This is a genomic window from Peterkaempfera bronchialis (assembly GCF_003258605.2).
In the GTDB taxonomy this organism is placed as follows: Bacteria; Actinomycetota; Actinomycetes; order Streptomycetales; family Streptomycetaceae; genus Peterkaempfera; species Peterkaempfera bronchialis.
Window position 1 is genome coordinate 4,232,220 of the sequence record NZ_CP031264.1, and the last position, 25,254, is coordinate 4,257,473.

A 25,254-nucleotide genomic window follows, 5' to 3' on the forward strand; every position below is an offset into this window, starting at 1 on the left:
GCGAGACCGGGCTGACCCGGGCGGCCCTGAGTGGCCGCCCGGGTCGGGCCGGTGTCAGCCGGTGCGCTGGGCGAGGTGGCGCGGGTACTCCTGGCGGTTGAGCGGGTTGCCGTCGGGCCGCTCCCGGGTCGGGGCGGGGCCGCTGACCGGCCGGTCCCCGGACGGCTGGGACCACCAGACGCCCTCGCCGTGGGAGAGGCCGGGGAGCTGCCGGGTGAACCGGTCCACCCGGCGGGCCGGGAGGTCTCCGGCGAGCAGCCAGGAGGAGTCCTCCCGGACGGGGTCGCGGAGGTGTGCGCCGAGGGCGGCCGGTCGGGCGGTGACCGGGCCGAGGACGTCCGCCGGGATCTCGCGCTCCAGGCAGACGACGCGGCTCGGCGCAAAGACGGCCTCCACGCCGAAGTCGTCACGCAGGACCGCCGCGATGACCTCCTTCTGCACCTCCCCGTACGGCAGCACCGACGTCCGCCGCCGACGGCGGGGCGGGTGCTGATCAGCGGGTCCTGCTCGGCCAGGGCGAGCAGCGCGGTGTGCAGCCGGGCCGCCTGGTCGGGCCGCCGCGCCCGGACGACGGTCTCCAGGGTCGGCGGCGGGAAGCGGGGGCGTCCATGCAGCCCGTCGGCCGTCACGGTATTTCTCAGCCCTGATACCCCGGACCGGGGCCGGGGTCGGGACCGGGCTCGGCCCGGCGGATCGCCTGGTCGCGCACCAGGCGGGCCACCAGCGCGCCGATCAGCAGCCCGGCCACGACAGCCGCGGTGAGCAGGTCCCACCACGAGGGACCGACGGCCACCCCGGCCCGATTGACCCCGAGCCCGCCCAGCACTCGGACGGCCGCCACCCAGAGCGCGAGGCGGAGCAGGTTGCCGGGGCTGAGGTGGGTGCGCCACGGGGGGATCGCCACCTGGGGCAGCTCCTGTCCGTCCGGCAGGATCGGCCCGTAGCCGGGCGGCCGGCCGGGAGGCGTCCACAGCAGCGGCCACCGCCCCGGTTGGTTCGCGCCCCAGAGGACGGGGGCCGGCACACCCGGGCGGAGGTCGGGCGCGCGCATCCACGCGGCCCGCTGCCGCGCGGCGGGGTCGGTGTCCACCGCCAGATGGAGCCGGGGACCGGCCAGACCGGGCAGCCGTCCACCGTCGAACCGTTCGAACCGGTAGCCGTAGAGATGCGCCACCCAGATCTCCTGGGACAGCTCCGCACCCCGGTGGAAGCCGGGCGAATGGGTGGACGGCTGGGCCTGGGACCGGTCTGGCATCGACTCCCCCATCGGGGAGAACGGTCCGGCGATTGTATCGGGATGGCAAAGGCGGGTCAGGGTTGTTCGCGGGCGAAGAGGTGGGTGAGGCGGGGGAGTTCGTAGAGGACGGCGTGGGCGGTGACCTCGCTGGAGGGGGAGGCGACGACGCATGCCTCGATCAGGGACTCCAGGGCCTGGCGGGTGCGGTGCAGGCCGAGGCCGAGGGCGGCGGTGGCCTCTTCGAGGGTGAAGAGCGGGGCGGGGAGTGAGCCGAGGATGCGCAGGATGTCGCGGGCGGGCTCGGGGAGGTCGCGCCAACATCGGGCCAGGCGGGGGCGGACGGCGGTGTCCCCGACGGAGAGTTCGTCGAGGGCGGTGAGCGGGTCGGCGAGCCGGGCGGCGTACTCGTCCAGCGGCAGGTGGCGCAGGACGGCGAGCTTGGTCGCGGCGACCCGTACGGCGAGCGGCAGCAGCCCGGCGGCGGAGACGATCCGTTCGGCGGCGGGCCGGTCCGCCGTGACCCGGCCGAACCCGATGATGCGGCCGAGCAGTTCGAGGGCTTCGGCGGGGGTGTACGGGCCGACCTCGACGCGGTGGGCCGACTCCAGCCCGGCCAGTCCGGTGCGGGCGGTGACCAGGACCTGGCCCGGGCCGGAGGCGGGCAGCAGCGGCCGTACGCTGGCCTCGTCCGGCGCGTCGTCCAGGAGCAGCAGCACCCGGCGCCCGGCCAGCCGCCCCCGCCACTCGGCGGCGGCTTCGGCGGTCTCGGCGGTCTCGGCGGGGTCGTCGCCGAGCGGCGGCGCGGGCAGTCCGGCGGCGCGGTGGAGTTCGGCGAGTACCGCGCCGGTCGGCCGGGGGGAGCCGTCCGGGGTGCGCATCCGGACCAGCAGCCGGCCGTCCGGGAAGGCGTCCCGCAGCCGGTGCGCCACATGCAGCGCCAACGAGCTCTTGCCCGCGCCCACCGGGCCGGTCAGCGCCACCGGCTGCCCGCTGTCGCGGCCGAGCACCTTGAGCAGCCGGTGGACGTGCTCCTTGCGGCCGGTGAAGTCCGCCAGGTCGCGGGGGAGCAGGGGGCCCGCAGCGCCGGAGGGGCGGCGGCGGGCCGGTGCGGCGGCCGAGGGCGGGCCGGGCGGGTCGGTGAGCAGGGCGCGGTACCGGGCCTCCAGGGTGGGGCTCGGCGGCAGGCCCAGTTCCCGGGCCAGCAGTCTGCGGTACTCGTCGTAGACGGCGAACGCCTCGCTCTGCCGCCCGCAGCGGTGCAGCGCGGTCATCTGGGAGACCCGCAGCCGCTCCCGGAACGGGTGCTCACGGGTCAGCTCGCCGATCGTCTCGGCGACGGCGCCCGGGTCGCCCGCCTGGCCGGAGCCGCCCGCATGACCAGGCCCGCCCGCATGACCGGGGCCGTCAGGCCCGCGCGGGTCGAGCTCCGCCTCGGCCCAGTCCTCGTACACGGCCACCCGGAGCAGGGCCAGCCGCTCGGCCTCGGCCCGGATCGCCTCCGGTCCGGCCAGGTCGGCGAGGACCGGCCCGCGCCACAGGGCCAGCGCCTCGCGCAGCAGCCGGGCGGCGGCGGCGCCCTGGGCGGCCTGCCGCCCGGCCCGGGACAGCTGGTCGAAGCGGAGTGCGTCGAGTTCGCCGGGGCCGACCCGCAGCAGGTAGCCGCCGTGCCCGTGGACCAGCCGGTCGCCGTGCCCGGCGGTGGAGAGCAGCTTGCGCAGCGCGCAGATGTACACCTGGAGGTTCTTCCGGGCGGTGCGCGGCGGACTGCCCTCCCAGAGGGCGTCGGCCAGCAGCTCCAGCGGGACGGTGCTGTTGGCGCGGCAGAGCAGCAGGCCCAGCACGGTGCGCTGCTTGTGCGGGCCGAGCGGCAGCGGTCGGCCGTCCAGGGCGGCGGTGAGCGGGCCCAGGATCCCGAAGTGGAGCCGGCCGGGCCGTTGCGGCTGGTCGTGTCCCAATCGTCTTCTCCTCCCGGCCGGGGGCAGCCGTGAGCGGCGGTCGGCGGGTCGCGCCGACCGTCCGCTCGGTGACGGTGACGGTGACGGTGACGGGTGACGGGTGGCGGCGGCGGATGCTGTGAGGCGGCCGTCAGCGGTCGGGCGGGGGCGGCCTGCCGCCCCAGGCGGTGTCGTCGGCGGCGCGGTGTTCTCCCGCAGTCCTGGGGGCGACCTGCATCGTGATGGGCTCCGTGGTCGTCGGTCCGTCCGTCGGCGGTTCCGGGGCAGCCCTCACCACGGCCTCATGCGTTCTTGACCGCTTCTCCACCCCTCGGTTACAAGACTGAGATGTCACCGTCCGTGCCGTCCAGATGACCCACATCGCACTATCGTGCGCCGCAACAACCTGCAAGGAGAGACGAGTTGGCGATCAGTCGCTTATCGGGAGTCCCGGTGGCCTCGGCCACCCTCGGAGCGGACGAGGTCCAGGTCTATGCCTGGGCGGTCGAGCGGGGCCGGCTGGTGGTCGAGGAGGCGGAGGCCGACCTGGGCATGCGGCCGGAGCGGCTGCGGGCCGCGGTCCATGTACTGGCGGGGCTGGAGCTGCTCCGGCCCGACCGGCCCGACCGCCCCGACAGTGCCGACGGCCCCGACCGGCCCGACGGCCCCGACAGACCCGACAGACCGGACCGGCCGAGGGAGGCCGAGGAGCCCGGGTCCACCGAGGAGCCCGGGTCCACCGGGGAGTGGCTGGTCGCCAGCCCGATGACCGCCAGCGCCGGAGCCGCCGTCGCCGAGGCGAAGCTGCGCCGCAGCCTGGCCGACCTGGACCGGCTGCGCGACTCGCTGGCCGCCCTGGGGACGCTCTACGCGGCAGCCGGGCGCAACGCCGAGGCGGCGGGCAGGCCGCTGGCGGAGGTGGAGTCGCTGGACACCGTGGTCGCCATGATCGAGGAGGCCAGCGAACGGGCGGCGACCGAGGTGATGACCTGTCAGCCCGGCGGCGGACGCCCCGCGCACCTGCTGGAGCAGGCCGTGGAGCGCGATCTGCGCACGGTGCGGCGCGGGGTGCGGATGCGGGTGCTGTACCAGCACACGGCGCGCGGCCACGGCCCCACCCGCGCCTATGTGGACCGGATCACCTCGGTCGGGGCGGAGGTGCGCACCCTGGGCGAACTGGTCGGCCAGATGGTCGCCTTCGACCGCCGGGTGGTCTTTCTGCCGCTGCACCGCGACCCGGACGGCGCGGTGGTGCTGCGCGACCCTTCGGTGGTGGCCTTCCTCTGCCGGACGTTCGACCGGATGTGGGGCCTGGCGTCGCCGTTCGCCCCGGACCGCCGCGACGCCGTCGTCCTGGACGACCTCAAGCGGGCGATCCTGCGGCTGCTCGCCGAGGGGCTGCGGGACGAGACCATCGCCCGCCGACTGGGCATGTCGCTGCGCACCTGCCGCAAGCACATCGCGGAGATGCTGGAGCAGTTGGGCGCGGAGAGCCGCTTCCAGGCGGGCCATCTGGCGCACGCCGCCGGGCTGCTGCGGGTCGGCGGCGAGGGGTCCGGCCCTCCCCCCGGGGGTGAGGGCGGACGCCGCCCGCCGTCAGCGCCCCGCCTCGCCCACGGGGGTGCCCGCCGCCGCCGGGTCCTGGGCGGACCCCGCCGCGCCCTCCGGTTCCGCCGCCGTCCCCGGTTTGGTCTGCGGCTGGGCCTCGGACGGCTGCGGCCGGACCGTGAGCAGCCCCCGGGTACGGAGCAGCGGCCCGGCCGAGACCAGGGTGATGACCAGGGCCAGGCCGCCCAGCAGCAGCCAGGTCCAGGAGACGCCGAGTGCCTGGAGCGCGGCGCCGGCCAGGACCGGGCCGGTCGCCGCCAACCCGGCCGTCACCATGCCGGACGCGGTGCTCACCCGCCCGATCAGCTCCCGGGGGGCCAGGGTGAGCACCGCCCGGCCCACCACGATCCCGGCAGGCGGCGAGAGCAGCACCAGCACCACCAGCACCGGGCCCAGCACCCACGGGCTGGACGTGGTGGCGAAGAGCGTCAGACCCGCCGCCCACACCGTGCCGACCAGCAGGAACAGCGGCCCCGGATCGAGCCGCCGGACGATCCACGGCGCCGCCGCCGAACCCAGCACCCCGCCCACCCCGGCGCAGGCCATCACCAGCCCGATACCGGACGGGCTGGTGCCGCCCAACCGCAGCGCCAGCACAAACGCCACCTCGGCGGAGGCCGTCACCAGGTTGAGCAGTCCGGCAAAGGCCAGCGCCCGCAGCAGCATCGGCTGCCGCCCCAGCCAGCGCAGCCCCGCGACCGGGCTGCGGTCCGCCGTGCCCGAGGCCGGAGCCGCCTCCGGCCGGGCGGTGATCCGCGCCACCAGCACCGCCGAGACCGCGTACGAGGCCGAGTCCACGACAAACGGCAGCACCCGGTCCACGGTGAAGAGCCAGCCGCCCACGAACGGCCCGATCAGCGACGCCGTCGCCGCAGCGGCCTGGCTGCGCCCCAGCGCCTCGGGCAGATGCTCCTCGGGCACCACGTCCCGGACGGCGATGGTGCTCGCCGGGGAGAAGAGCGCGGTGGCCACGCCCTCCACGGCGGCGACGATCAGCAGCTGCGGGTAGCCGAGCACGCCGATGGCGGCGGCGACCGGGATGGAGCCCACGCCGACCGCCCGCACCACATCGGTGGCGAACATCACCCGCCGCCGGTCCCAGCCGTCCACCAGGTGGCCGGCCGGCAGCCGGAAGATCAGCCGGGCGGCCATGGCGCAGGTGGCCACCGCCCCGGCCTCCGCCGGGCTGCCGCCCAGCGACAGGACCAGCAGCGGATAGGCGATGTACGAGACATAGGAGCCGAGGGTGGACAGCGTCTCGCTGGTCCAGTACCGCCGGAAGTCCGCGTTGCCCCGCAGCGCGCCGGATCTCGCCATACCGCACCTCCGTGGCCGGGTGGCCGCTCGGTGCCGGGCCGCTCAGAGGCGTCCGGCCGCGTTCAGTCGGTCCAGCAGCGCCGCGTCCACCTGGTCCTGGAAGGCGGTGAGCGCGGCGGCCTCCTCGCTCTGCCGGTACAGGTCGCCGCAGGAGACCCAGCGGCCCTCGGCCTGCTCGTCCGGCAGATAGCCGTCGTCGAGCGTGCCGACCTGCCACTCCGGCCGCCCGGCGGTGTCCCAGCAGCTGGAGAGGGTGCCGTCGGCGCTGATCACGGCGCCGTACCGGCCGTCCCGGAAGGAGCAGGACTGGCACGGCGTGTGGGCGCTCGGCCGGGGCACGCTGAAGCCCCGGTCCAGGGCGGCGGCGTACCAGCGGGTGAAGTCGGCGGCCAGGGTGCCGTTGTGCAGCAGGTCGTTGCGGTAGCCCACGCCCACGTCGCCGACCATCGCGAAGTAGAGGGAGCAGCGGGTCGGGTCCAGCCGCTCGGCCAGCCGGTCGACCAACTCGTCCATGCCGGGCCGGCTGCGGTGCGAGACATTGACCCGCAACTGCCAGCGGAGCGTGGTGGCCTCGGTGGCGCGGGCCAGGTTGGCGGTGATCCGGTCGAAGGTGCCGCCGCCGGAGCGCCGGACCCTGATCCGGTCGTGCTCCTCCCGGTCGCCGTCGAAGGTCACCTGGACCGAGCCGAGCCCGGCGGCGTTCAGCTCCTTGGCGATCAGCGGGGTGAGCAGGGTGGCGTTGGAGGTCATGGCGGCCCCCGCCAGGCCCAGGTCGGCGGCCCTGGCCAGCAGCTCCCGGGCGCCGCGCGGGTTCAGCAGCGGCTCGCCGCCGAAGAGCAGCAGCGAGAGGCGGTCAAGGTCGGCGTCGGCCATCCGGCGGCGGGTGAAGTCCAGCACCGCGCCGATGGTCTCGGAGGTCAGCCGGGCGTGCCTGATCCTCGGCGGGCGGCTGCCCCCGGCCGGGTCCTGCCCGGTGTTCTGGAAGCAGTAGTCGCAGCCGAGGTTGCAGTCGGTGCTGGTCAGCACGGTCAGGGCGTAGACGCGGTAGGGCGGCGCCGTGTACAGGCCCGCCTTGCGCAGATAGCGCTCGGCGGAGGGCCGCGGTACGCCCTCCGGTGTGACCTGCTCGGGGCGGAGCAGCGCGCAGCCGCCGCCGCCGAGGAACCACCATCCCCGGGCGGAGCGGATCAGCCGCGCGCCGGTCTCCGAGACGGCGGGCAGGGTGCTGTGCATGCTTCCTCCCAGGAGCGGGCGCGGCGGTTGACCGGGCCGCCGGGCCGACCCGGGGGTCGGCCCGGCGGGTGGATCAGTTGACCTTCTCCTGGTGGACGCCGCACCAGCCGGCCACGTCGGAGATGCCCTGCTCGTCGTCGACGTCGGCGGTGTGCGCGACGACCTCGGGAGCGTCCTCGCTGCCGGTCTCGATCTCTTCGGGGGTCGGCTCGGTGTTCTCGGCCATGGCGGACTCCTGTTCTGGGAGTGGCAGATGCTGGGAGTGGCGGACGGAGACGGGCTGTCCGCCCCGGACCGGGCGCCGACGGGGTACGGCCGACCGCTCGGACGGAGGCGGGCCGACGGTCGTCCGCCGGCCCTCCAGAAGCTAGGCGGCCCGGGTTCGGCAGCGGTTGGACGCCGGTATGCGGGCGGTGAACGCGCAGGCGGCGACGGGTGCACCGGGTCGGCCGCCGCCCCCCGCCGCCGCTCGGCCGACCCCCGGCAACCCCGCTGAGCAGCGGCCATACCGTCCCCGAACCGGCACCCAACCGGCAGCCAACCGCGCCGCGTCACCGTGGTCCCCGTACGGCGGCGGCCCGGCGGCCCGGAGCCGCGCCGACCAGCCGGAGGGAGGGTGTGCCGATGCGGCTGGCCGACCTGCTCGCGCTGCGCCCGGTGCCCGGCGCCGGCCTGCTCCTCACCCTGACCCGGCGCTGCCCGCTGCGCTGTGCGCACTGCTCGACCGCCTCCACCATGGCGGCGGAGCAGGTGGACGGGGCCGCGCTGCTGCGGTTCGTCCGCTCCTTCACCGCCGCCGACCGGCCCGAGGTGGTGCTGCTGACCGGCGGCGAGCCGCTGCTGCGGCCGGAGCTGGCCGCCGACCTCGCCGCCGCCGCCCGGACGGCCGGGACCCGCAGCGCCCTGCTCAGCGGCCTCTTCTTCGCCCGGGAGGACCGCATCCCGGCCCGGATCCTGCGTGCGGTCACCGCCGTCGACCACTTCTCGGCCAGCCTGGACGCCTTCCATGAGCGGGAGGTGCCCAGGGCGGCGGCCTTCCGCGCGGTGCACCAGGTGCTGGACGCGGGCGTACCGGCCAGCTTCCACCTCACCGGGACGGGCGCCGACGACCCGTACCTGGCGGACGCCACCGCCGCCGTCCGCCGCGAGTTCGGCGACCGGGCGCCGATGCTGGTCAACGAGGTGCGCGCGGTGGGCCGGGCCGCAGGCTGGGCCGCGACCGCCCGTACGGGGGCGGCCGACCCGGGCGCGGTGCAGCCCTGCGCCATGGCCGCCTGGCCGGTGGTCGCCTTCGACGGCGCCGTCGTCGCCTGCTGCAACCAGGACGTGGTGGACCGCCGCCCCGCCCCCGCCCATCTGCTGCTGGGCCGGATCGCCGACGACCCTTGGCCGGTGGTCCGCGCCCGCGCCGCCGGCTCACCGCTGCTGCGGATGGTCCGGGCCGTCGGGCCCGACCACCTGTACGCCCGCTACGGCGGCGACCCGGCACCCAACGCCGCCGAGGACTGCTGCACGGGCTGCCGCAGGCTCTCCGAGCGGCCCGCCGTCGCGGACGCCGCCCGCCGGGCCGGGGCCGGACCGGTCGGCGAGCTGCTGGACCGCGAGGCCGCCCGACTCCAGTACCAGGCCGGGCCGGTGGCGCTGGCCCGCCGCTGGGGCTGCGCCGGGTACGCCGACCTGGTCGCGCCGGGGCACCCACTGCCCGAGACCGCCGGGGCGACGCGGTGACCGCTCCCGCCCCCGCCGCCGCATCCGGCGCGGCGCGGCGGCTGGCGGTCAAGCTGGAACCGGCCTCCGCCGCGCTGCACGCCGCGCTCTCCGCGCTCTGGCGGCTGCCCGACCCGGCCGACCGCTACCGGGCCTATCTGCGGACCATGCACACGGTGATCCGGGCCTCCGTACCGCTGATGGAGACCGCCGCCCGGCGGTGCGCCGACCTGGGCCCGGCCGACCCGGTCGCCGGGCCGCTCGGCCGCTACCTCACCGCACACATCGAGGAGGAACGCCACCACGACGCCTGGCTGCTGGCCGACCTCGCCCTCGCCGGCGGGGACCCCGCCGAGCCGCTGCGGCAGCTGCCGCCGCCGGAGGCCGCCCGGCTGGTCGGCGCGCAGTTCTACTGGGTGCTGCACCACCACCCGGTCTGCCTGCTGGGCTACATCGCCGTCCTGGAGGGCCACGCCCCCGCACCCTGGCTGGCCGACCGGCTGGCGCGGACCACCGGCCTGCCCGACGCGGCCTTCCGCACGGTACGGGAGCACGCGGTGCTGGACGCCGGCCACGGCGCCGACCTGGACGCGCTGCTGGACCGGCTGCCGCTGACCCCGGAGCAGGAGAGCTGGGTCGCGGTCAGCGCGCTGCACACCGTCGCCGCCGCCGTGGAACTGCTCCGGCGCCCGGACCCGACCGTCCCCCACGCGCCGCCAGGAGGAGCCCCATGACCGACGGCCACGACGACCAGGCAGCCGTCATAGACGACATAGACGACATAGACGACGTGGACGACGTACTGGAGGTGCTGGAGGCCGCGGGCATCGTGGTCGACGGCTTCACCGAGGAGCAGCGGCAGGTCTTCCGCTCGCTCTCCGCCGAGGAGTTGGCGCTGCTGCTGGAGATCAAGGGACGGCTTGACGCGGTCGAGCCGGAGGTGCAGGCGCACGGCGTGGTGGCGGGCGGCGCCCTGTTCTGAACGGCCCAGCTCCGAACGGACCTGTTCGTGAACGGCCGCCCGTCCGCCGAGAGGGAGGACTCCACGATGCACTGCTCCTCGTGCCGGACGCCGCTGGTCGCGGGCGCCCGGTTCTGCTCCGGCTGCGGGACGCCCTGCGCCCCGGCCGCTCCGGCCGACCCGGCCACCGAGGAGCGCAAGGTGGTCACCGTCGTCTTCTGCGACCTGGTGGGCTCCACCGCGATCTCCGGCCGGCTCGACCCCGAGGCACTGCGCGCCGTCACCCTGCGCTACTTCGAGGTGATGAGACGTCAGATCGAGGCGCACGGCGGCACGGTGGAGAAGTTCATCGGCGACGCCGTGATGGCGGTCTTCGGCGTCCCGGTGATGCACGAGGACGACGCCCGGCGGGCGCTGGCCGCCGCCCTGGACATGCTCACCGCCCTGGACCGCCTCAACACGGAACTCGCCGCCGCGCCCGGCGTCCGGCTGGACGTCAGGATCGGGGTCAACACCGGTGAGGTGGTGGCCGGTTCCGATGCCTCCGCCCGGCAGGCGCTGGTCTCCGGCGAGGTGGTCAATGTCGCCGCCCGGCTGGAGCAGAACGCCGCCGCCGGGCAGATCCTGATCGGCCCGGACACCCTGCGGGCCGCCGGCGCCGCCGCCGTCGCCGAGGACGCCGGACCGCTGCGGCTCAAGGGCAAGGCGGACCCGGTCCGCGCCCACCGGCTGCTGGCCGTCCGCAACGACGACCCGGAGCTGCTGCGCCGCTTCGACATCCCGTTCGTCGGCCGCGAGCAGGAGCTGGCGCAGCTGCACCTGGTCCTGGAGAAGACCACCGGGACGCTCGGCTGCCACCTGGCGACCCTGTACGGCGAGGCCGGCATCGGCAAGACCCGCCTGGTCCGCGAATGGCTCGACCGGCTCGACCGGACCGGTACCGCCGTGGCCCACGGCACCGGCCGCTGCCGCCCGTACGGGGACGGCGGCACACTCAGCCCGCTCGCCGACGCACTCCGCCACCTGCTGGAGGCCGCCCCTGAGCACCCCGCCGCGCTTCAGCCGGACGCCGACCCCGGCGAACTCGCCGACCAGGCCGAGGCGTTGGCCCTGCTCCGCAGCGGCCTGCTGCTCGACGGCACCCCCAACCCGTCGGTGGAGGACACCTGCGCGGCGGCGGCCTGCCTGCTGGGCGGCCTCGCCCGGCGGCGGCCCCTGCTGCTGGTACTGGACGACTGCCACTGGGCCGACGCCCTGCTGCTGGGCGTCCTGGACCGGCTCTGCGAGGACCTGGACCGGTCACCGGTACTGCTGGTCTGCACCGCCCGCCCCGAACTGCTGGACCGCCACCCCGGCTGGGGCAGCGGACGGCTCAAGGCGGTCTCGCTGATGCTGCCCGGCCTCTCCGCCGAGGAGTCCGCCCGGCTGGCTGCCGGGCTGGAGGAGGTCGGCGCCCACCTGGCCGACCCGGAGTCGGCCCGGGTGCTGGAACGCGCCGAGGGCAACCCGCTGCACCTGGAGCAGCTGCTGGCGATGCTGGCCGACGGCGGCCCACCGGAGGAACTGCCGCCCACCGTGCACGCCCTGCTGGGGTCGCGGATCGACGCCCTCGGCCCGGCCGAGCGCACCGTACTCGACCTCGCCGCCGTGGTGGGCCGGGAGTTCGACCTCGACCGGCTGGCGGCCCTGGCCCGCTCCGGCCCCGAGGGGCGGCCCGGCGGCTCCCTGCCGCCGGACGGCACCGAGGGAGACACCGTGCGCGCCGCCCTGCGGCGGCTCATCCGCAGGCGGCTGGTCGAACCGGCCCGCCGCGCGCCCGGCGGCGGCCCGGCCTTCCGGTTCAGCAGCGGCCTGGTCCATGAGGTCGCCTACCAGGGCATGGCCAAGCGGGTACGCGCCGAGCGGCACGAAAGGGCCGCCGCACTGCCCGGCGGCGCCACCGACGGCACGGTGGGCCTCCACCTGGAGCAGGCCCACCGCTACCGCACCGAACTCGGCCTGCTGGACGCCCGTACCGAACGGCTGCGCCGCCACGCCGCCGACCGGCTGGCCGCCGCCGGAGCCCAGGCACTCGCCCGCGCCGACCTCCGCTGGGCCGACGACCTGCTGCGCCGGGCGGTGGCCGTCAGCCGCCCCGGCGAACCATGCTGGGCACCGGCCGCCCGCAGGCTGGCCGAGGCGGCGTTGGCCCGAGGGCGTACCGAGGAGGGCGCGGCGCTGCTGCGGCAGGTGGTCTCCGCTGCCACCGCCTCCGGCGACCCCGTCAGCGCCGCCCACGCCCGCCTCACCCTCGCCGCCACCCAACCCGCCGCCGACCCGGAGGTCGCCGACCCGACGGCTGGGCCGGACGTGGAGCCTGCTGTCGCCGGGGCGGCCGCCGCTGGGCCGGCTGCCGGGTCGGGCGTGGCTGGGCCGGTCGCCGATCCGGTCGCTGAGTTCGGGACTGCCGCTGGACCGGTGGCGGGGCCGGGCGTTGCCGGTTCGGTGGCCGAAATCGGGGTTGCCGCTGGGCTGGTCGCCGGGCCGGGGGTGGATGCCGAGGCCGGGGTGGTGGGTGGGTCGCCGACGGCCGTTGCGCGGGCTGTGCTGCCCGTCTTCCAGGCCGCCGGGGACCTGCTGGGGCTGGCCCGGGCCGAGATCCGGATCGCCCAGGACGAGCAGCGCCGGGGCCTGCACACCGAGGCCGACCGGCGGCTCACCCGGGCTCTGGACCACGCGGTACGGGCCGACGCCGAGCCCGAGCGGGCGCTCGCCCTCGGCGCGGTCGGCGTCTCGCTCTGGCTCGGACCGGAGCCCGTACCGTCCGCCGTCGCCCGCTGCCGCGCCCTGCTGGCCGAGCACGGCGCCGGCCGCCGCACCGTCGGAGTGACCCTCAACTGCCCGCTGGCCGTGCTGCTGGCCCTGGACGACCGGCCCGAGGAGGCCCGGGCCTGCCTCGCCGCCGCAGCCCGGCTCGCCCGGGAACTGGGCTACGCCGAGGCGGCCGTCTTCCTGCCGGTCTTCGCCGCCGCCGTGGAGGTCCCGGCAGGCCGCCCGGAACGGGCCGAGGAACTGCTGCTGGAGGCCGAGCGGGCGGGCCGGGAACTCGGCGGCAGCCTGCCCGCCGCCGTCTCCCGGGAACTGGCCCGGCTGCTGCTGGCCCGAGGCGAGTGGCGGCGCGCGCTGTGCCGGGTCGAACCCGACGACCGGGGCCTGCCGCTCTCCGAGGCGGCCGACCGCGACGGCCTGCTCGCCCGGATCGCCGCACTGCGCGGCGACCACGCCGAGGCGGAACGGCTGGCCGAGCGGGCCTGCGACCGGGCGGGCCGCACCGATTCGCCGGTGGCCCGGGCGGTGGCCGCGCTCGACCGGGCGCACACCCTGCTGCTGACCGGCAGCCCCGCCCGCGCCGCCGACGCCGCCGCCGAGGCGGGCCTCGGCTTCACGGAGAAGGGGCACCGGCCCGGGGCGCGGTGGGCGGCGCGGCTCTCCGCCCGCGCCGCCGCCACCGGACCGGACGCGCCGTACGGGGAGGCCGCCCGATGACCACCCAGCCCGCTCCCCGCCCCCCGCTCACCTGGAGCCTGCGCGGCCGGGGCCCGCAGGACATCCCCGTGGACGCCGACGGCGAGCGGATCACCGCCGGCTGGTCCTGGGGCGGCTCCACCGGCCATGGCGTACGGGTCTGCGTGGTGGACAGCGGGGTGGAACGCGACCACCCGCTGGTCGGCCCGGTGCAGGGCTCCTACGCCGTGGTGCAGGGCGACGACGGGCTCACCGTCGAGGAGACCTCCACCGGGGACACCTGCGGACACGGCACCGCCTGCGCGGGCATCATCCGCCGCACCGCGCCCGACTGCGAGCTGTACAGCGTCCGGGTCCTCGGCGAGCGGTTCGCCGGCACCGGCGACGCCCTGCTCACCGGGCTCCGCTGGGCCGTCCGGCAGCGCTTCGACGTGGTGAACATGAGCCTGTCCACCACCCGCCCGCACTTCGCCGAGGCGCTGCGGGTGCTCGCCGACGACGCCTACTTCGGCCGCACCGCGATCGTGGCCTCCGCGCACAACACCCAGGTGGAGAGCTACCCCTGGCGGTTCTCCTCGGTGATCTCGGTCGGCAGCCACCAGGAGGACGACCCCGACCTGTACCTGTACAACCCCCGGCCACCGGTGGAGTTCTTCGCCCCCGGCCAGAACGTCACCGTGCCCTGGCTGGGCGGCGCGACCATCCGCACCACCGGCAACAGCTTCGCCACCCCGTATGTCGCCGGGCTCTGCGCCCGCATCCTGGCCAAGCACCCGGCGATGACGACCTTCCAGCTGAAGAACGCGCTCTACCTATCCGCGGCCAATGTCCGGACCGGCAGCAGAGGTGCCCAATGACCGAGAGCAGAGACCCCGTCGCGCGGGAACTCCTCCAGTCGATCGTCGGGGTGGCACAGGCCATCTTCGGCGCTCAGGCCAGCTCCATCTTCCTGCTCGACGAGCGGGCCGACGAGCTGGTCTTCGAGGCCGTCTCCGGCCGGGGCGAGGAGTTCCTGGTCGGCATGCGCTTCCCGGCCGACCGGGGGATCGCCGGCTGGGTGGCGACCTCCGGCGAGCCGATGGTGGTGGACGACCTCGCGCACGACCCGTCCTTCGCCCGCGACCTCGCCGAGTCCACCCGCTATGTCCCCGACGCGCTGATGGCCGCGCCGCTCATCCACGGCACCCGCATCCTCGGGGTGCTGGAGGTGCTGGACCCGGTGCAGCAGTCCCGGTCCAGCCTGGGCGAACTCGACCTGCTGGCGCTCTTCGCCCGGCAGGCCGCCGCCGCGCTCCGCATCGTGCTGGAACGCCGCGCCGCCGACCTGCCGCCCGTCGACCGGCCGGACCTGGACGCCGGGCAGCGGGCCACCGGGCTGCGGCTGGTCGAGGAGCTGAAGGAGCTGCTGCGCCATGCCGGCTGACGACCGCCGCCCCGCCCCCTCACCGCTCGGCCGGGCGTTCGTCCAGCACCCCCACCCGGTCCTCGCCGAGCTGCGGGAGGGCTGCCCGGTGGCCAGGGTGGACGACCCCCGGGGTCGGCCGGTCTGGGTCGTCACCCGCGCCGAGGACGTCCGGGCCGGGCTGCTCGACCCCCGGCTGTCGCTCCAGCACCCGCCGCCCGCGCCCGGCGCCCGCCCGTACCGCGCGCTGGAGCTGAGCCTGGTCGACTACGACCCGCCGCACCACACCCGCATCCGCAGACTGGCCGCACCCGCCTTCGCCCCGCAGCGGGTGGAGCGCTACCGGCAGGCCGCCGAGACCACCGCCGCCGCGCTGCTGGCGCCGCTGCCCGCCGACCGGCCCGCCGACCTGATGAGCGCCTTCGCCCGCCCCTTCTCCTTCCGCGTCCTCTGCGAGGCGTTCGCGACCCCCGAGGCGGCCCGCGCCGACCTCCTCGGCTGGATGACCGCCCTCTTCGACCGCCGAGGCCGCACCCCCGCCGACATCCAGGCCGCCACCGACGGCATCGAACGGCACGTCAGGGATGAGATCGCGGCCCGCCGCCGCGCCCCCGGCAGCGACCTGCTCTCCGCCATCGCCACCGCCTGGCAGCCGGACGGCGACGTCACCGAGGACGAACTGGTCTCGCTCTGCGCCATGGTGCTGCTCGCCGGATTCGACTCCACCGCGCAGATGATCGGCCTCTGCGTACGGGCCCTGCTCACCCACCCTGACCTGTACGCCCGGCTCCGCGCCGACCCCGCTCTGGTCCCCGCCGCCGTGGACGAGCTGCTGCGCTGGGACACCCCCGCGCCGTTCAGCACCCGCCGCCGGGCCCTGGCCGACATCACCCTCGGCGACACCGTCATCCCGGCCGGCAGCGGCGTACTGCTCGCCATGGCCGCCGCCAACCGCGACCCCCGCCACCACCCCGACCCGGACACCCTGGACCTCGACCGGCCGGGCGCCGCCCGCCACCTGGCCTTCGGACTCGGGCCGCACTACTGCCTCGGCTCCGCCCTGGCCCGGCTGGAACTCTGCACCGCCCTCACCGCGCTGCTGCGCCACCGCCCCGCCGCCCGGCTCGCCGTCCCCGCCGCAGAGCTCTCCTGGCGCGGCGGCTGCCAGCACCGCGTGCTGGCCGCACTGCCCGTCCTGCTCGGTACAGGGGTGGATCCCCGGTGAACGTGCTGCTCTGCCCGCTGAGCGACCCCGGATTCCGCTACCCCGCCCTCGCCGTCGGCCTGGAACTGCGGCGGCGCGGCCACACCGTACGGGTGCTCGCCCCCGGCGGCGCCGCCGGACCCCTGCCGCCCGGCCTGGACCCGGCCGCGACCGCCGGACCCGAGGACGCGACGGCCTTCCGGGTCGGCAACTGGTTCCGGTACGGCGCCGCCCAGTACCGCGCCGTACGCGAAGCCGCCCGGCGGACCCGCGCCGACGCCCTGGTCACCTCCGTGCTCTGCCACGGCGCCCTGCTGGCCGCCGAGACCCTGGACCTGCCGGTCGCCGTCCTCGGCCTGGCCGCCCACCTCTGGCCGTACGCGGCCGGCGGCCAGGGCGAGCCCGAACGGCCCGCGCTCCGCGCCTGGCGGCTGCACGAGACCCTCGGCCACTACGCCCGCGCCCGGGAGGACGCCGGACTCCCGCCCCGCCGCGACCGCGCCCCGGAACGCCCGCTGACCGGCGACGCCCTGCTGCTGCGCGGCCACCCGGCGTTCGAGTACCCCGGCGCGGAGCTGCCGGAACGCATCCACCGGGTCGGCCCCTGCTGGTGGGAACCGGCCCCCGACCCCGCCGACCTCGCCACCCTCGCGGACCTCGACGCCCGCATCGCCCGGTGCGGCAAACCCCTGGTCTATGTCCACCATGGGCGCAGCTTCGGCGGCAGCAGCCTCTGGCCCTGGCTGAACGCGGCCTTCACCGGCGGCCCGTACCAGGCCGTCGTCGAGACCGGCCGCTCCGGCCCGGCCCGACCCGCCCCCGGCGCCGACCTGCTGCCGGTACGCCACCCCTGGATGACCCCCCTGATCACCCGGGCCACCGCCGTCGTCGCCAGCGGTACCACCGCCCCCGTCCTGGCCGCCCTGCTCACCGCGCGCCCGCTGCTGCTCCACCCCGCCGGCGGCGAACAGCCCCTGCTCACCGAGGCCTGCCTACGGGCCGGAGTCGCCCACCGCGCCCCGGCCGACCCCGCCGCGGCCCCGACCGCCCTGGACGCGGCCCGCACCGACCCCGCCCTACGCGCCCGCACCACCGCCGTCGGCGACTGGCTCCGCCGCTCCCCCGGCCCACCCGCCGCCGCCACCCTGATCGAATCCCTCTCCCACCCGACCCCCGCCGTCAGCCCCGCCGGCACCCTCACCGGGTGACCCACCGTCAGCCCAGGCCGGTCACCGCCCCCCGGCCGTGCCGTGCCTGCCGGGCTCAGCTGCCGTCGCGCAGGTCCTTCGGCGCCTCCCGCTGGAAGGCGATCCGGTCGAAGACCGCCGTACAGCCCTCGCCCAGCGGCGACTGCGCCATAAAGCCGATCTTCACCCGGTTCGCCGCCTCCGGGCCCAGCGTGAAGTAGCGGAGCAACTGCCACCAGCGGCCGTCGGCGGAGGCGTGGAAGGCGAAGGCGGCGCCGCTGCGGGTGATCCGCAGCCAGAGCCGGTCACCCATCACCTCATGGGCGTTGGCGTCGTCGGAGGTGCCCCGGGTCACCACCGTCACCGCGGTCGGCCGGTGCTGCGGCGAGTACTCGAAGCAGAGCTTCGCCCAGACCCGCTCGCCCGCGTGCAGCAGCAGCACCCCGGCGTCATAGGTGCTGCGGAACCCCACGGCCACCCGCGCGGCAAGCGTGAAGTCGCCCTCCGGCGGACTCCCCACCAGCCGCCCCGCGTCGGGAAGTTGCTCGCCCTCCCGGCTCATCGGGTCGATGAACAGGTCCGTACTCGGGGCGGACGTCATCGTCAGCGTCCCGCCGTCGATGGCCCAGGAGCCGCCGAGCGGCCCCTCCTCGGCGAGTGCGATCAGCAGACCCTGGATGATGTACCCCTCCGCTTCGGGTTCCACAGGTCCGGCCACAGTGGCGTCCCCCTCGTCTTGTCGCCGCACCGTTTGCGCTGCCGGTGCGGGCGCTGCCGTCCATCCTGCTGGGCGGCGGCGCAGCGCGCCAGAGGAGTCGGGGGACCGCCCCCAGAGGGCCGCCACCGGGGATGGGGAGCGGCACCCCCCACCCCCTAGGCTGGGGACGGAGCAGTAGGAGCCGAGCCAGTGGGGGCATCGCGATGACGACAGGTCGGCCCGGGGCGCCTGCCGGACCCGGTAGCGCACAGGCGCCTGGCGCCGCCTACGCGGGGCAGGCCGTGCACTTCCCCGACCCGCTGCGGGCGGAGAAGTACCCCGCCGGGGTGCGGGTGGACGCCCATGGCTACCCGGACTTCGGCCCCTTCGCGGCTGCCGCCGCCGAGGTCGCCGACCCGCCCGACGGCTTCGGCGTGGACGAACTGCGGCTCACCGACTACGTCTCGGCCAACGCCGCCCTGTACACCCAGGGCCACGCCCTCTGGGCCGACCTGGACTGCGCCGTGGCCACCCCGCAGGGCTGGACCTGGCACCACGCCGTCGGCGGCGCCCCGACCGGCAGCCGCCGCCTGGAACTGGTCCCGGTCGAGGTCAAGGCGCTGCTGCGGCACCACGGCGGCCTGGCCCTGTCCAGCGCCGACCACGCCCGGCGCGGCACCCGCCCGCTCCAGGAGCACCGGCCCACCCACTTCTCCCTCACCGAGGACGGCGGCGACCCGGTGACGGTGACCGAGGATCAGCTCCAGCGGGTCGAGGAGCGGCTCGGCTACCGGCTGCCCGGCGCCTACCGGGGCTTCCTCAAGCTCGCCGGCGGCCGGGCGCCGGTCGGCGTGGCCCTCGACACCGAGCTGGGACTCCTGCTCGACCAGCCGTTCTTCGGCGTCCACGACAGCCACCGGCTGGACGACCTGGTCTACGTCAACAAGTGCGTACGCGACCACCTCACCAAGGACTACCTGGCCGTCGCCTACGCCCAGGGCGGGCTGCTGGCGCTCAAGGTGCGCGGCCCGCGCACCGGCTCGGTCTGGTTCTGCCCGTACGACGACGCCCGCGACACGGGCGCGCAGGAACCGCCGGACCAGCGCTGCGAACGGCTGCTGCTGCCCTGCGGGGACGACTTCGACGCGTTCCTGCTGCGGCTGGCGGGCAGCCCGCCCGAACTGGAGACGGTGGCCGAGCTGATGGTGGACGGCGGGTTCGCCCGCGCCGTCCCCGCGAAGGGGCAGGGGTGATCCGGCCGTGGTGACGTATGCGCAGGCGCAGGAGACCGCCGAGGAGTGGGTCAACGGCGGAGTGCCGCACTTCCAGCGCCGCGAGGTGCGGGTGCGCGAGTTCGACCTGGGGTTCGTCTGCTGGGCGGTGGACCGGGCCACCGGGCCGTCGTCGGACGGCGGCGAGGTGCGGATGGTCATCGCCCGCGACAGCGGGGCGACCACGCTCTGGCCGGCGCTGCCGGTCAACGAGGTGGTGCGGCACTACGAGCAGGCGTACGGCCGTCCGGCGGGCGCCGCCTCGGCGGGGACGGCGACACCGCCCGCCCGCGACTCCGTGGAGGCCACCTCCTTCCTGCTCAGCCCGCCGCAGTGGCTCCAGGAGGCGGGCGCCGCCGCGCTCGCCGCCGAGGCGGCGGAACTGGGCGCCCCGGCCGGGCCCGCGAGGATGGTCGCGCCGCCGGTCCCGGAGGGGCCCGGCGACGTACCGACCATGCTCGCCCCGCCCGAGCGCACCCCCGCCGCAGGCCGCCACGGCCACCCCTCCCCACCCGGCCCCCCGATGCCGCCACCGGGCGGCCCTGCGGGCCCGCCGCCTCCGCCTCCCGGACACGGCTACCCGCCGCCGCCGGGTGGCCCTGCGGGGCCTCCGCCTCCTGGTGTGGGCAGCGTTCCTCTGTTCCCGCCCGGTGGTCCTGCGGGGCCTCCGCCTCAGCCTCCCGGTGTGGGCAGTGTTCCGCCTCCGCCGCCGGGTGGTCCTGCGGGGCCTCCGCCTCCTGATGTGGGGGGTGGTTACGGTTACCCGCCGCCGCCTCCTGGTGTGGGCAGCGTTCCTCTGTTCCCGCCCGGTGGCCCTGCGGGGCCTCCGCCTCAGCCTCCCGGTGTGGGCAGTGTTCCGCCTCCGCCGCCGGGTGGTCCTGCGGGGCCTCCGCCTTCCGGTGCGGGGGGTGGTTACGGTTACCCGCCGCAGCCTGGTGGCTCCACGCCTCCGCCGCCTCCCGGTGTGGGCAGTGTTCCGCCTCCGCCGCCGGGTGGTCCTGCGGGGCCTCCGCCTTCCGGTGCGGGGGGTGGCTACGGTTACCCGCCGCCTGGTGGCCCCACGCCTCCGCCTCCTCCGGGGGCGGGCAGTGTTCCTCCGCCGCCGGGTGGCCCTGCGGGCCCGCCACCTCCGCCCCCCGGTGTGGGCGGTATTCCCCCGCGTCCCGGCGCGGCGGATGGCTATGGCTACCCCATGCCCCCGCCCCCGCCGAGCAGCCCTGCGGGGCCTCCGCCGCCGCCCCCTGGTGTGGGCAGCGTCCCTCCGTCTCGCGACGCGCATGGTGGTTACGGTTACCCGTCGCCGTCGGGTGGCCCTGCGGGGCCTCCGCCTCCGCCTCCCGGTGCGCCGGACGGTCATGGCTACCCGTCACCGCCGCCGCCCCCGCTCCCGGAACTCGACCATGCGCCGACGATGCTGGCCCCCCCGGGCAGCTTCGGCCTGCCCGGTGGCCCGGCGGCGGTGGGGCGCGGGGCGGGCGGTACGCCTCCGCCGCCCCCGCCGGGTCTGCTGGGCGGCGGCCGTGGCCCCAGCGCTCCGCCGCCCCCGCCGCCGCCGGGCGTGCTGCACGGTGGCCCGGGTGCGGCCCCCGGAGGCGGTGGCGGACGCGGTGCCAGTGCCCCGCCGCCTCCGCCGCCGCCGGGCGTGCTGCACGGCGGCCCGGGTGCGGCCGACATCGCGGACGAGCGCACCTCGCGGGCGCCCGGCCCCGGCCGCCCGGGTACGCCGCAGGGAGCCCCGCCGCCCCCTCCGGCGGAACTCGACCATGAAGCCACCCAGCTCGCCCCGGCCGTCAACCTCGGCCCCGGCGGCCGCCCGACGCCCCCGCCGCCGGGCGGTCCCGGCCTGCCCGGGGACCTGGCCGCCGCGCCGCCGCCCCCGCCCGGCATGCAGGCCGCCCCACTGCCCCCACCCCCCGCCGCCGGAGCCGCAGCCGGAGCCGGAGCCGGAGCCGGAGCCGGAGCCGCCGGGCCGAGCTACGGCTACCCGTCGCCGCCCCCGCCCCCGCCCCGGCAGCCGTCCATGCCCTTCCCGCCGGGCCCCGCGATGCAGCCCCCGCCCTTCGCCCCCGGCGGCCCGGTACCCGGGCCTCCCGGCCTGCCCACCGTCGGCCCCGGCTACCTCGCGGTGCTCAGCTACCGGGGCCCCGACGGCTCCGAGCAGAAGGTGATGCAGCGCAGCGAACCCGGCACCCCGCACCCGGAGTGGAAGATCCTCCAGGAGCTGCGCCGCCTCAATGTGCCGCCGGACCAAGTCCTGGAGCTGCACACCGAGTTGGAGTGCTGCGACCTGCCGGCCGGCTACTGCGCCCGCATGGTCAAGGAGGCGTGGCCCAACGTACGGATCAGCCACACCGCCGCGTACGGCCGCGACCATGCCGCCCGGCAGTCCGGGATGCGGCATCTGCTGGAGCACCTGGACGAGTTGCACGCCCTGGCGTCGGGCCCGGCCCGGCCCAAGCCGGTACGGGTCCCGCTGCCGGACCCGGGTGCGGTGCCCAGGCTGCCGCCGCTCGCCCCGCAGCAGTTGGCGGCCGAGCTGGGGCAGGCGTTCGGCCCGGCGGTGTTCCGGTACGAGCAGCGCGCGGTGTCCCGGCAGGGTGTCCCGCAGCCGGTGTCGCAGACACTGACCTGGGCGGGGTTGCCGGTGGAGTTCCCGCCGTTCTTCTGGGCGCAGGCGCAGCCGGGCCGGCCGATCCCGACGCTGGCCGAACTGGCGGCCGAGCGCGGTCGTACGGCCGCCCCGGACGCGGGCGGCTATCTGGTGCTGGGCAATGACTACGGCCGCCAGCTGTGCGTGCAGTACGGCACCGCCGCCGTGGTCGCCGTGGACCTGGACGGCGGGCCGGAGCAGACCCAGCCGAGGTTTGTGAACTCCGGGGTGCCGGAGTTCGTCCGCTGCCTGGCACTGCTCGGCCGGATGTGGCGGCTGCGCTACGGCCTGACGCCGGAACAGGCCGGCCGCTGGACCACCGACTTCCAGGCCCAGTTGGCCGCCATCGACCCGGCGGCCCTGCATTCCCCGGACACCTGGTGGGCCGTCCTCCTTGAGCAGTTCTGGGACGGCCTCCTGTAACACCCGATACCCGGCCACCGCCCCGGCCGACCCGGACCACTCCGAGTCGCCCGGGGCGGTGTCTTCAGGCCACGTTCGACGCGCGAAGCCGGTGCCATCCATGAGGCATCGGCCGCTACCGCATGTCCGCGTGGCGCGGATCGCAGGGGGTGGTTCGGGTACGAGACGGTCTTAAGCAGGTAGCTTAGTGGTCAAAACGGATCAAAAGTGATCAGGTGGTCTGCCTGATCGCGAGCGACGAGGGGAGCAGCATCCATGCGCGACGCCGTCTCTGCGTACGACTTCACCACGGCCCGGCGCGGCTACGCGCCCGAACAGGTCGAGCGTGCGGTCACGGCGCTGGTCAGCCAGCGGGACGAGGCATGGGAGCGGCTCAGCGCCCTCGGGTCCAGGCTCCGCGACCTGGAGGCCGAACTGGCCGCGGCGGTACAGGCCGTCGCGGAGGCCCCGCCGCCCGACTACTCGGTGCTCAGCCCGAGGGCCGCCGGGCTGCTCGCCTCGGCCGAGGCGGAGGCGGATGCGGTGCTCCAGGAGGCGCGGCAGGCCGCCGACGAGCTGCGGCAGCTGGCGCTCCAGCAGGCCCGGCAGCAGGCGGAGTTCACCGCGCAGATCGCCGAGACCACGCGCGGTGAGGCGGACCGGGACGCCGAGCAGGTGCTGGAGCAGGCCCGCGCCGAGGCCGGGAAGGTGCGCGAGGAAGCCGAGCGGGAGAGCCGGGAGGTCCGGGAGGCCGCTGCCGAGGAGGCCGCCCGGCTGTCGGAGCAGGTCGCGCAGGAGCGCGAGCGGACCGAGGCCGAACTCACCGCCCGGCGGCGGGTCGCCGACGAGGAGACCGCCGCAGCCCTGGCCCGCGAGCAGGAGGTCGAGGACCGGATCACCGCCATCGGCGAGCGCCGGGACCGCGAGTCGGCGCAGCACCGCGAGACCGTGCTGGCCCGGGTCGAGGAGATCGACCACGAGGCCCGGACCCGCGCCGACCGGGTGCTGGAGCGGGCCCACCAGGAGGCCGAGCGGATCACTGCGGCGGCGGAGCGGGAGCAGCGGACGTACGAGGAGCGCCAGGAGCTGGTCCAGGTGCACCTGGACCACATTCGGCAGACCCTGGCGGCGCTGACCAATATGCCGACCGCCGCCGGCGCCGGCACCGCCACGTTCTCCGTACCGGCTCCCGCGACCGAGCCCATGCCGGTCGCCGACGCCGACGCGGACACCGCCGAGGTGGCGCTGCCGATCGCGCCGCCGCCCCCGGCGCAGCGGACCGGCCCGACCGGCGACGAGCGCCGCTCCGGCTGACCCTGCCGACCCGCAGGGGAACGTCACAGCACCTCGACGGCGGCCCCGCTCAACCGGCGGCGGCAGTCCAGCACATAGCGGGCATGCTCGGTGACGGCCGCGTAGTCGAACTCGTCGTGGTCCGCGAGCAGGACCACCGCGTCCGCCGCCGCCAGCTCCTCGGGCGTGGCCTCCACCCGCCGGACCGAGGCGAGCGCGTCCCCGTGCCCGCCGTCGGCGGCGGAGGCCGCCCGGGGGCCCGGCGGCACCGGCTCGGCCACATGCACGCCCGCCACCACATGCGGGTCCGCCGCCCGGACCTCCGCGCCCATCCGGGTCAGCAGCTCCGCGACCCGGGCGGCGGGGGTCTCCCGGGCGTCGCCGGTGTTCTTCTTGTACGCCAGGCCCAGCAGCAGCACCCGGGAGCCCTTCACCGACCGCTGCCGCTCGTTCAGCGCCTCCACCAGCCGCCGCACCACATAGTCCGGCATATGGCTGTTGACGTCATTGGCCAGCTCCACAAACCGGAACGGGTGGCCCAGCGCCCGTTCCACCCGCCACGACAGATACGACGGGTCGATCGGCAGGCAGTGCCCGCCCACCCCCGGGCCGGGGGTGAACCGCAGATAGCCGAAGGGCTTGGTGGAGGCGGCGTCGATCGCCTCCCAGACGTCGATCCCCAGGTCGTGGGCGAACATCGCCAGCTCGTTGACCAGCGCGATGTTCACATGCCGGAAGGTGTTCTCCAGGAGCTTGGTCAGCTCCGCCTCCTTGCAGGAGGAGACCGGTACGGTCCGCTCCACCAGCTGCCCGTAGAACCCCTCGACGGCCGCCAGCGACTCCGCGTCCAGACCGGAGACCACCTTGGGCGTGTTCTCCAGCCGCCAGGTCGGGTTGCCCGGGTCGATCCGCTCGGGGCTGTAGCCGAGGTGGAAGTCCCGGCCCGCGACCAGCCCCGAACCCTCCTCCAGCAGCGGCGCCAGCAGTTCCTCCGTCGTCCCCGGGTAGGTCGTGGACTCCAGCACCACCGTCGCCCCCGGCCGCAGGAAGCGGGCCAGCATCCGGGCCGACGCCTCGATGTACGACAGGTCGGGCGCACCGTCGCGCAGCGGCGTCGGCACGGTGATCACCGCGATGTCGAACCCCGCCGCGTCCCGGGGGTCGGTGGACGGCAGATACGAGCCCGCCTCCAGCAGCGGCCGCAGCCGCTCCGCCGGGATGTCCTCCACATAGGACTCGCCCACCGCGAGCCGCTTGATCCGCCGCTCGTCGACGTCGTACCCGACGACCTCGTGCCCCACCTCGGCAGCCCGGACCGCCAGCGGCAACCCCACATATCCCTGGCCTGCGATCACCACGCGCATCGTGGTCCCCACCCCCCTCGGGGCGGCGCCATCCCCACGCCGCCTCACAAATCCAGCCTAGAGAGCGGCGCCGCCCGGCGGAGGCGTTTCCCCAACGCGGCCGCCCACCCGGCCCGGCCGCCCCCGGGCCACCCCGCCGGACGGCGGGTTGCCGGGCCCGGGCGTACCCTGGAACCCCCGGCCCGCACCGCGTGCCGGGCGGTTCGCGTTGCGCGCCGCCGCCCCCGGCCTGCCCACCCCCATGCGCTCGCGTACACCACCGACACACGCGTACACCACCGAT

At 76.4% G+C, this 25,254-nt stretch carries 20 protein-coding genes and 1 pseudogene; 12 read left to right on the top strand and 9 right to left on the bottom strand.

Annotation, left to right across the window (positions count from 1 at the left end):
* Positions 1–54: 54 nt before the first annotated feature.
* The 3 genes from C7M71_RS18880 to C7M71_RS18890 all read right to left on the bottom strand — a co-directional run bounded on the left by C7M71_RS18880 (position 55) and on the right by C7M71_RS18890 (position 3,192).
* Positions 55–441: a hypothetical protein gene (locus C7M71_RS18880; RefSeq protein WP_162824299.1), complete on the bottom strand. Its 387-nt coding sequence runs from the start codon at positions 439–441 to the stop codon at positions 55–57.
* Positions 442–637: 196 nt separating this feature from the next.
* Complete coding sequence (locus C7M71_RS18885; RefSeq protein ID WP_114914431.1) at positions 638–1,255, bottom strand: hypothetical protein; 618 nt, start codon at positions 1,253–1,255, stop codon at positions 638–640.
* 56 nt (positions 1,256–1,311) lie between these two features.
* Entirely contained in the window at positions 1,312–3,192 is a 1,881-nt protein-coding gene (locus C7M71_RS18890; protein WP_114914432.1) for a BTAD domain-containing putative transcriptional regulator, read from the bottom strand.
* Between the two features lie 1,281 nt (positions 3,193–4,473).
* On the opposite strand from C7M71_RS18890, the pseudogene C7M71_RS33250 reads away from it, so the two are divergent.
* A pseudogene (locus tag C7M71_RS33250) lies at positions 4,474–4,677 on the top strand (helix-turn-helix domain-containing protein); the annotation flags it as partial.
* A gap of 90 nt (positions 4,678–4,767) precedes the next feature.
* Here C7M71_RS33250 and C7M71_RS18905 read toward each other — a convergent pair.
* From C7M71_RS18905 to C7M71_RS30750, 3 genes are all read right to left on the bottom strand, one after another.
* Positions 4,768–6,096, bottom strand: coding sequence for an MFS transporter (locus tag C7M71_RS18905; protein ID WP_111494960.1), 1,329 nt, complete (start codon positions 6,094–6,096; stop codon positions 4,768–4,770).
* 42 nt (positions 6,097–6,138) lie between these two features.
* Positions 6,139–7,329 carry a radical SAM protein gene (locus tag C7M71_RS18910; protein ID WP_111494962.1) on the bottom strand — a complete coding sequence of 397 codons (1,191 nt, stop codon included), beginning with the start codon at positions 7,327–7,329 and terminating at the stop codon, positions 6,139–6,141.
* 73 nt (positions 7,330–7,402) lie between these two features.
* Entirely contained in the window at positions 7,403–7,555 is a 153-nt protein-coding gene (locus tag C7M71_RS30750; RefSeq protein WP_162824300.1) for a hypothetical protein, read from the bottom strand.
* A 398-nt stretch (positions 7,556–7,953) separates the two neighbouring features.
* On the opposite strand from C7M71_RS30750, the gene C7M71_RS18915 reads away from it, so the two are divergent.
* From C7M71_RS18915 to C7M71_RS18950, 8 genes are all read left to right on the top strand, one after another.
* The gene (locus C7M71_RS18915) at positions 7,954–9,057 is read left to right on the top strand and encodes a radical SAM protein (protein ID WP_114914433.1); all 1,104 of its coding nucleotides are present in this window, start codon (positions 7,954–7,956) and stop codon (positions 9,055–9,057) included.
* Positions 9,054–9,770, top strand: a complete 717-nt coding sequence (locus tag C7M71_RS18920) for an iron-containing redox enzyme family protein (protein WP_407675916.1) — start codon at positions 9,054–9,056, stop codon at positions 9,768–9,770. The genes C7M71_RS18915 and C7M71_RS18920 overlap by 4 nt, the downstream gene beginning before the upstream one ends.
* On the top strand, positions 9,767–10,018 hold the full coding sequence (locus C7M71_RS18925) for an aroma-sacti cluster domain-containing protein (protein ID WP_114914434.1): 252 nt from the start codon (positions 9,767–9,769) through the stop codon (positions 10,016–10,018). The genes C7M71_RS18920 and C7M71_RS18925 overlap by 4 nt, the downstream gene beginning before the upstream one ends.
* A 66-nt stretch (positions 10,019–10,084) precedes the next feature.
* Positions 10,085–13,522 carry an adenylate/guanylate cyclase domain-containing protein gene (locus C7M71_RS18930; RefSeq protein WP_114914435.1) on the top strand — a complete coding sequence of 1,146 codons (3,438 nt, stop codon included), beginning with the start codon at positions 10,085–10,087 and terminating at the stop codon, positions 13,520–13,522.
* Positions 13,519–14,358 carry a S8 family peptidase gene (locus C7M71_RS18935; protein ID WP_111494290.1) on the top strand — a complete coding sequence of 280 codons (840 nt, stop codon included), beginning with the start codon at positions 13,519–13,521 and terminating at the stop codon, positions 14,356–14,358. The genes C7M71_RS18930 and C7M71_RS18935 overlap by 4 nt, the downstream gene beginning before the upstream one ends.
* The gene (locus C7M71_RS18940; RefSeq protein ID WP_111494292.1) at positions 14,355–14,924 is read left to right on the top strand and encodes a GAF domain-containing protein; all 570 of its coding nucleotides are present in this window, start codon (positions 14,355–14,357) and stop codon (positions 14,922–14,924) included. The genes C7M71_RS18935 and C7M71_RS18940 overlap by 4 nt, the downstream gene beginning before the upstream one ends.
* The gene (locus C7M71_RS18945) at positions 14,914–16,128 is read left to right on the top strand and encodes a cytochrome P450 (protein WP_111494294.1); all 1,215 of its coding nucleotides are present in this window, start codon (positions 14,914–14,916) and stop codon (positions 16,126–16,128) included. The genes C7M71_RS18940 and C7M71_RS18945 overlap by 11 nt, the downstream gene beginning before the upstream one ends.
* Positions 16,125–17,315: a glycosyltransferase gene (locus C7M71_RS18950; RefSeq protein ID WP_111494296.1), complete on the top strand. Its 1,191-nt coding sequence runs from the start codon at positions 16,125–16,127 to the stop codon at positions 17,313–17,315. Before C7M71_RS18945 ends, C7M71_RS18950 begins: the two co-directional genes overlap by 4 nt.
* Positions 17,316–17,370: 55 nt before the next feature.
* On the opposite strand, the gene C7M71_RS18955 is transcribed toward C7M71_RS18950, so the two are convergent.
* Positions 17,371–18,000, bottom strand: a complete 630-nt coding sequence (locus tag C7M71_RS18955; RefSeq protein WP_229758803.1) for a DUF1349 domain-containing protein — start codon at positions 17,998–18,000, stop codon at positions 17,371–17,373.
* Between the two features lie 215 nt (positions 18,001–18,215).
* Here C7M71_RS18955 and C7M71_RS18960 point away from each other — a divergent pair, with 215 nt between their 5' ends.
* Positions 18,216–19,244, top strand: a complete 1,029-nt coding sequence (locus C7M71_RS18960) for an SMI1/KNR4 family protein (protein WP_111494298.1) — start codon at positions 18,216–18,218, stop codon at positions 19,242–19,244.
* Positions 19,245–19,487: 243 nt separating this feature from the next.
* On the opposite strand, the gene C7M71_RS31935 is transcribed toward C7M71_RS18960, so the two are convergent.
* Complete coding sequence (locus tag C7M71_RS31935; RefSeq protein WP_229759269.1) at positions 19,488–19,718, bottom strand: hypothetical protein; 231 nt, start codon at positions 19,716–19,718, stop codon at positions 19,488–19,490.
* Positions 19,719–20,673: 955 nt separating this feature from the next.
* Between C7M71_RS31935 and C7M71_RS18965 the strand changes: the two genes are divergently transcribed.
* A complete protein-coding gene (locus C7M71_RS18965) occupies positions 20,674–22,335 on the top strand; it encodes an SUKH-4 family immunity protein (protein ID WP_322975178.1) in 1,662 nt (553 codons plus the stop codon).
* A gap of 255 nt (positions 22,336–22,590) precedes the next feature.
* Positions 22,591–23,628: a coiled-coil domain-containing protein gene (locus tag C7M71_RS18970; protein WP_111495340.1), complete on the top strand. Its 1,038-nt coding sequence runs from the start codon at positions 22,591–22,593 to the stop codon at positions 23,626–23,628.
* A 23-nt stretch (positions 23,629–23,651) separates the two neighbouring features.
* Here C7M71_RS18970 and C7M71_RS18975 read toward each other — a convergent pair whose 3' ends face one another.
* Entirely contained in the window at positions 23,652–24,971 is a 1,320-nt protein-coding gene (locus C7M71_RS18975; RefSeq protein WP_114914437.1) for a nucleotide sugar dehydrogenase, read from the bottom strand.
* Between the last annotated feature and the right edge of the window lie 283 nt (positions 24,972–25,254).

Coding starts and splice junctions, on each gene's coding strand:
- C7M71_RS18885 (WP_114914431.1), bottom strand. CDS start 1,255: ATGCCAGACCGGTCCCAGGCCCAGCCGTCCACCCATTCGCCCGGCTTC.
- C7M71_RS18905 (WP_111494960.1), bottom strand. CDS start 6,096: ATGGCGAGATCCGGCGCGCTGCGGGGCAACGCGGACTTCCGGCGGTAC.
- C7M71_RS18910 (WP_111494962.1), bottom strand. CDS start 7,329: ATGCACAGCACCCTGCCCGCCGTCTCGGAGACCGGCGCGCGGCTGATC.
- C7M71_RS30750 (WP_162824300.1), bottom strand. CDS start 7,555: ATGGCCGAGAACACCGAGCCGACCCCCGAAGAGATCGAGACCGGCAGC.
- C7M71_RS18915 (WP_114914433.1), top strand. CDS start 7,954: ATGCGGCTGGCCGACCTGCTCGCGCTGCGCCCGGTGCCCGGCGCCGGC.
- C7M71_RS18925 (WP_114914434.1), top strand. CDS start 9,767: ATGACCGACGGCCACGACGACCAGGCAGCCGTCATAGACGACATAGAC.
- C7M71_RS18930 (WP_114914435.1), top strand. CDS start 10,085: ATGCACTGCTCCTCGTGCCGGACGCCGCTGGTCGCGGGCGCCCGGTTC.
- C7M71_RS18935 (WP_111494290.1), top strand. CDS start 13,519: ATGACCACCCAGCCCGCTCCCCGCCCCCCGCTCACCTGGAGCCTGCGC.
- C7M71_RS18940 (WP_111494292.1), top strand. CDS start 14,355: ATGACCGAGAGCAGAGACCCCGTCGCGCGGGAACTCCTCCAGTCGATC.
- C7M71_RS18945 (WP_111494294.1), top strand. CDS start 14,914: ATGCCGGCTGACGACCGCCGCCCCGCCCCCTCACCGCTCGGCCGGGCG.
- C7M71_RS18960 (WP_111494298.1), top strand. CDS start 18,216: ATGACGACAGGTCGGCCCGGGGCGCCTGCCGGACCCGGTAGCGCACAG.
- C7M71_RS31935 (WP_229759269.1), bottom strand. CDS start 19,718: ATGGTCGGTACGTCGCCGGGCCCCTCCGGGACCGGCGGCGCGACCATC.
- C7M71_RS18965 (WP_322975178.1), top strand. CDS start 20,674: ATGCTGGCCCCCCCGGGCAGCTTCGGCCTGCCCGGTGGCCCGGCGGCG.
- C7M71_RS18970 (WP_111495340.1), top strand. CDS start 22,591: ATGCGCGACGCCGTCTCTGCGTACGACTTCACCACGGCCCGGCGCGGC.
- C7M71_RS18975 (WP_114914437.1), bottom strand. CDS start 24,971: ATGCGCGTGGTGATCGCAGGCCAGGGATATGTGGGGTTGCCGCTGGCG.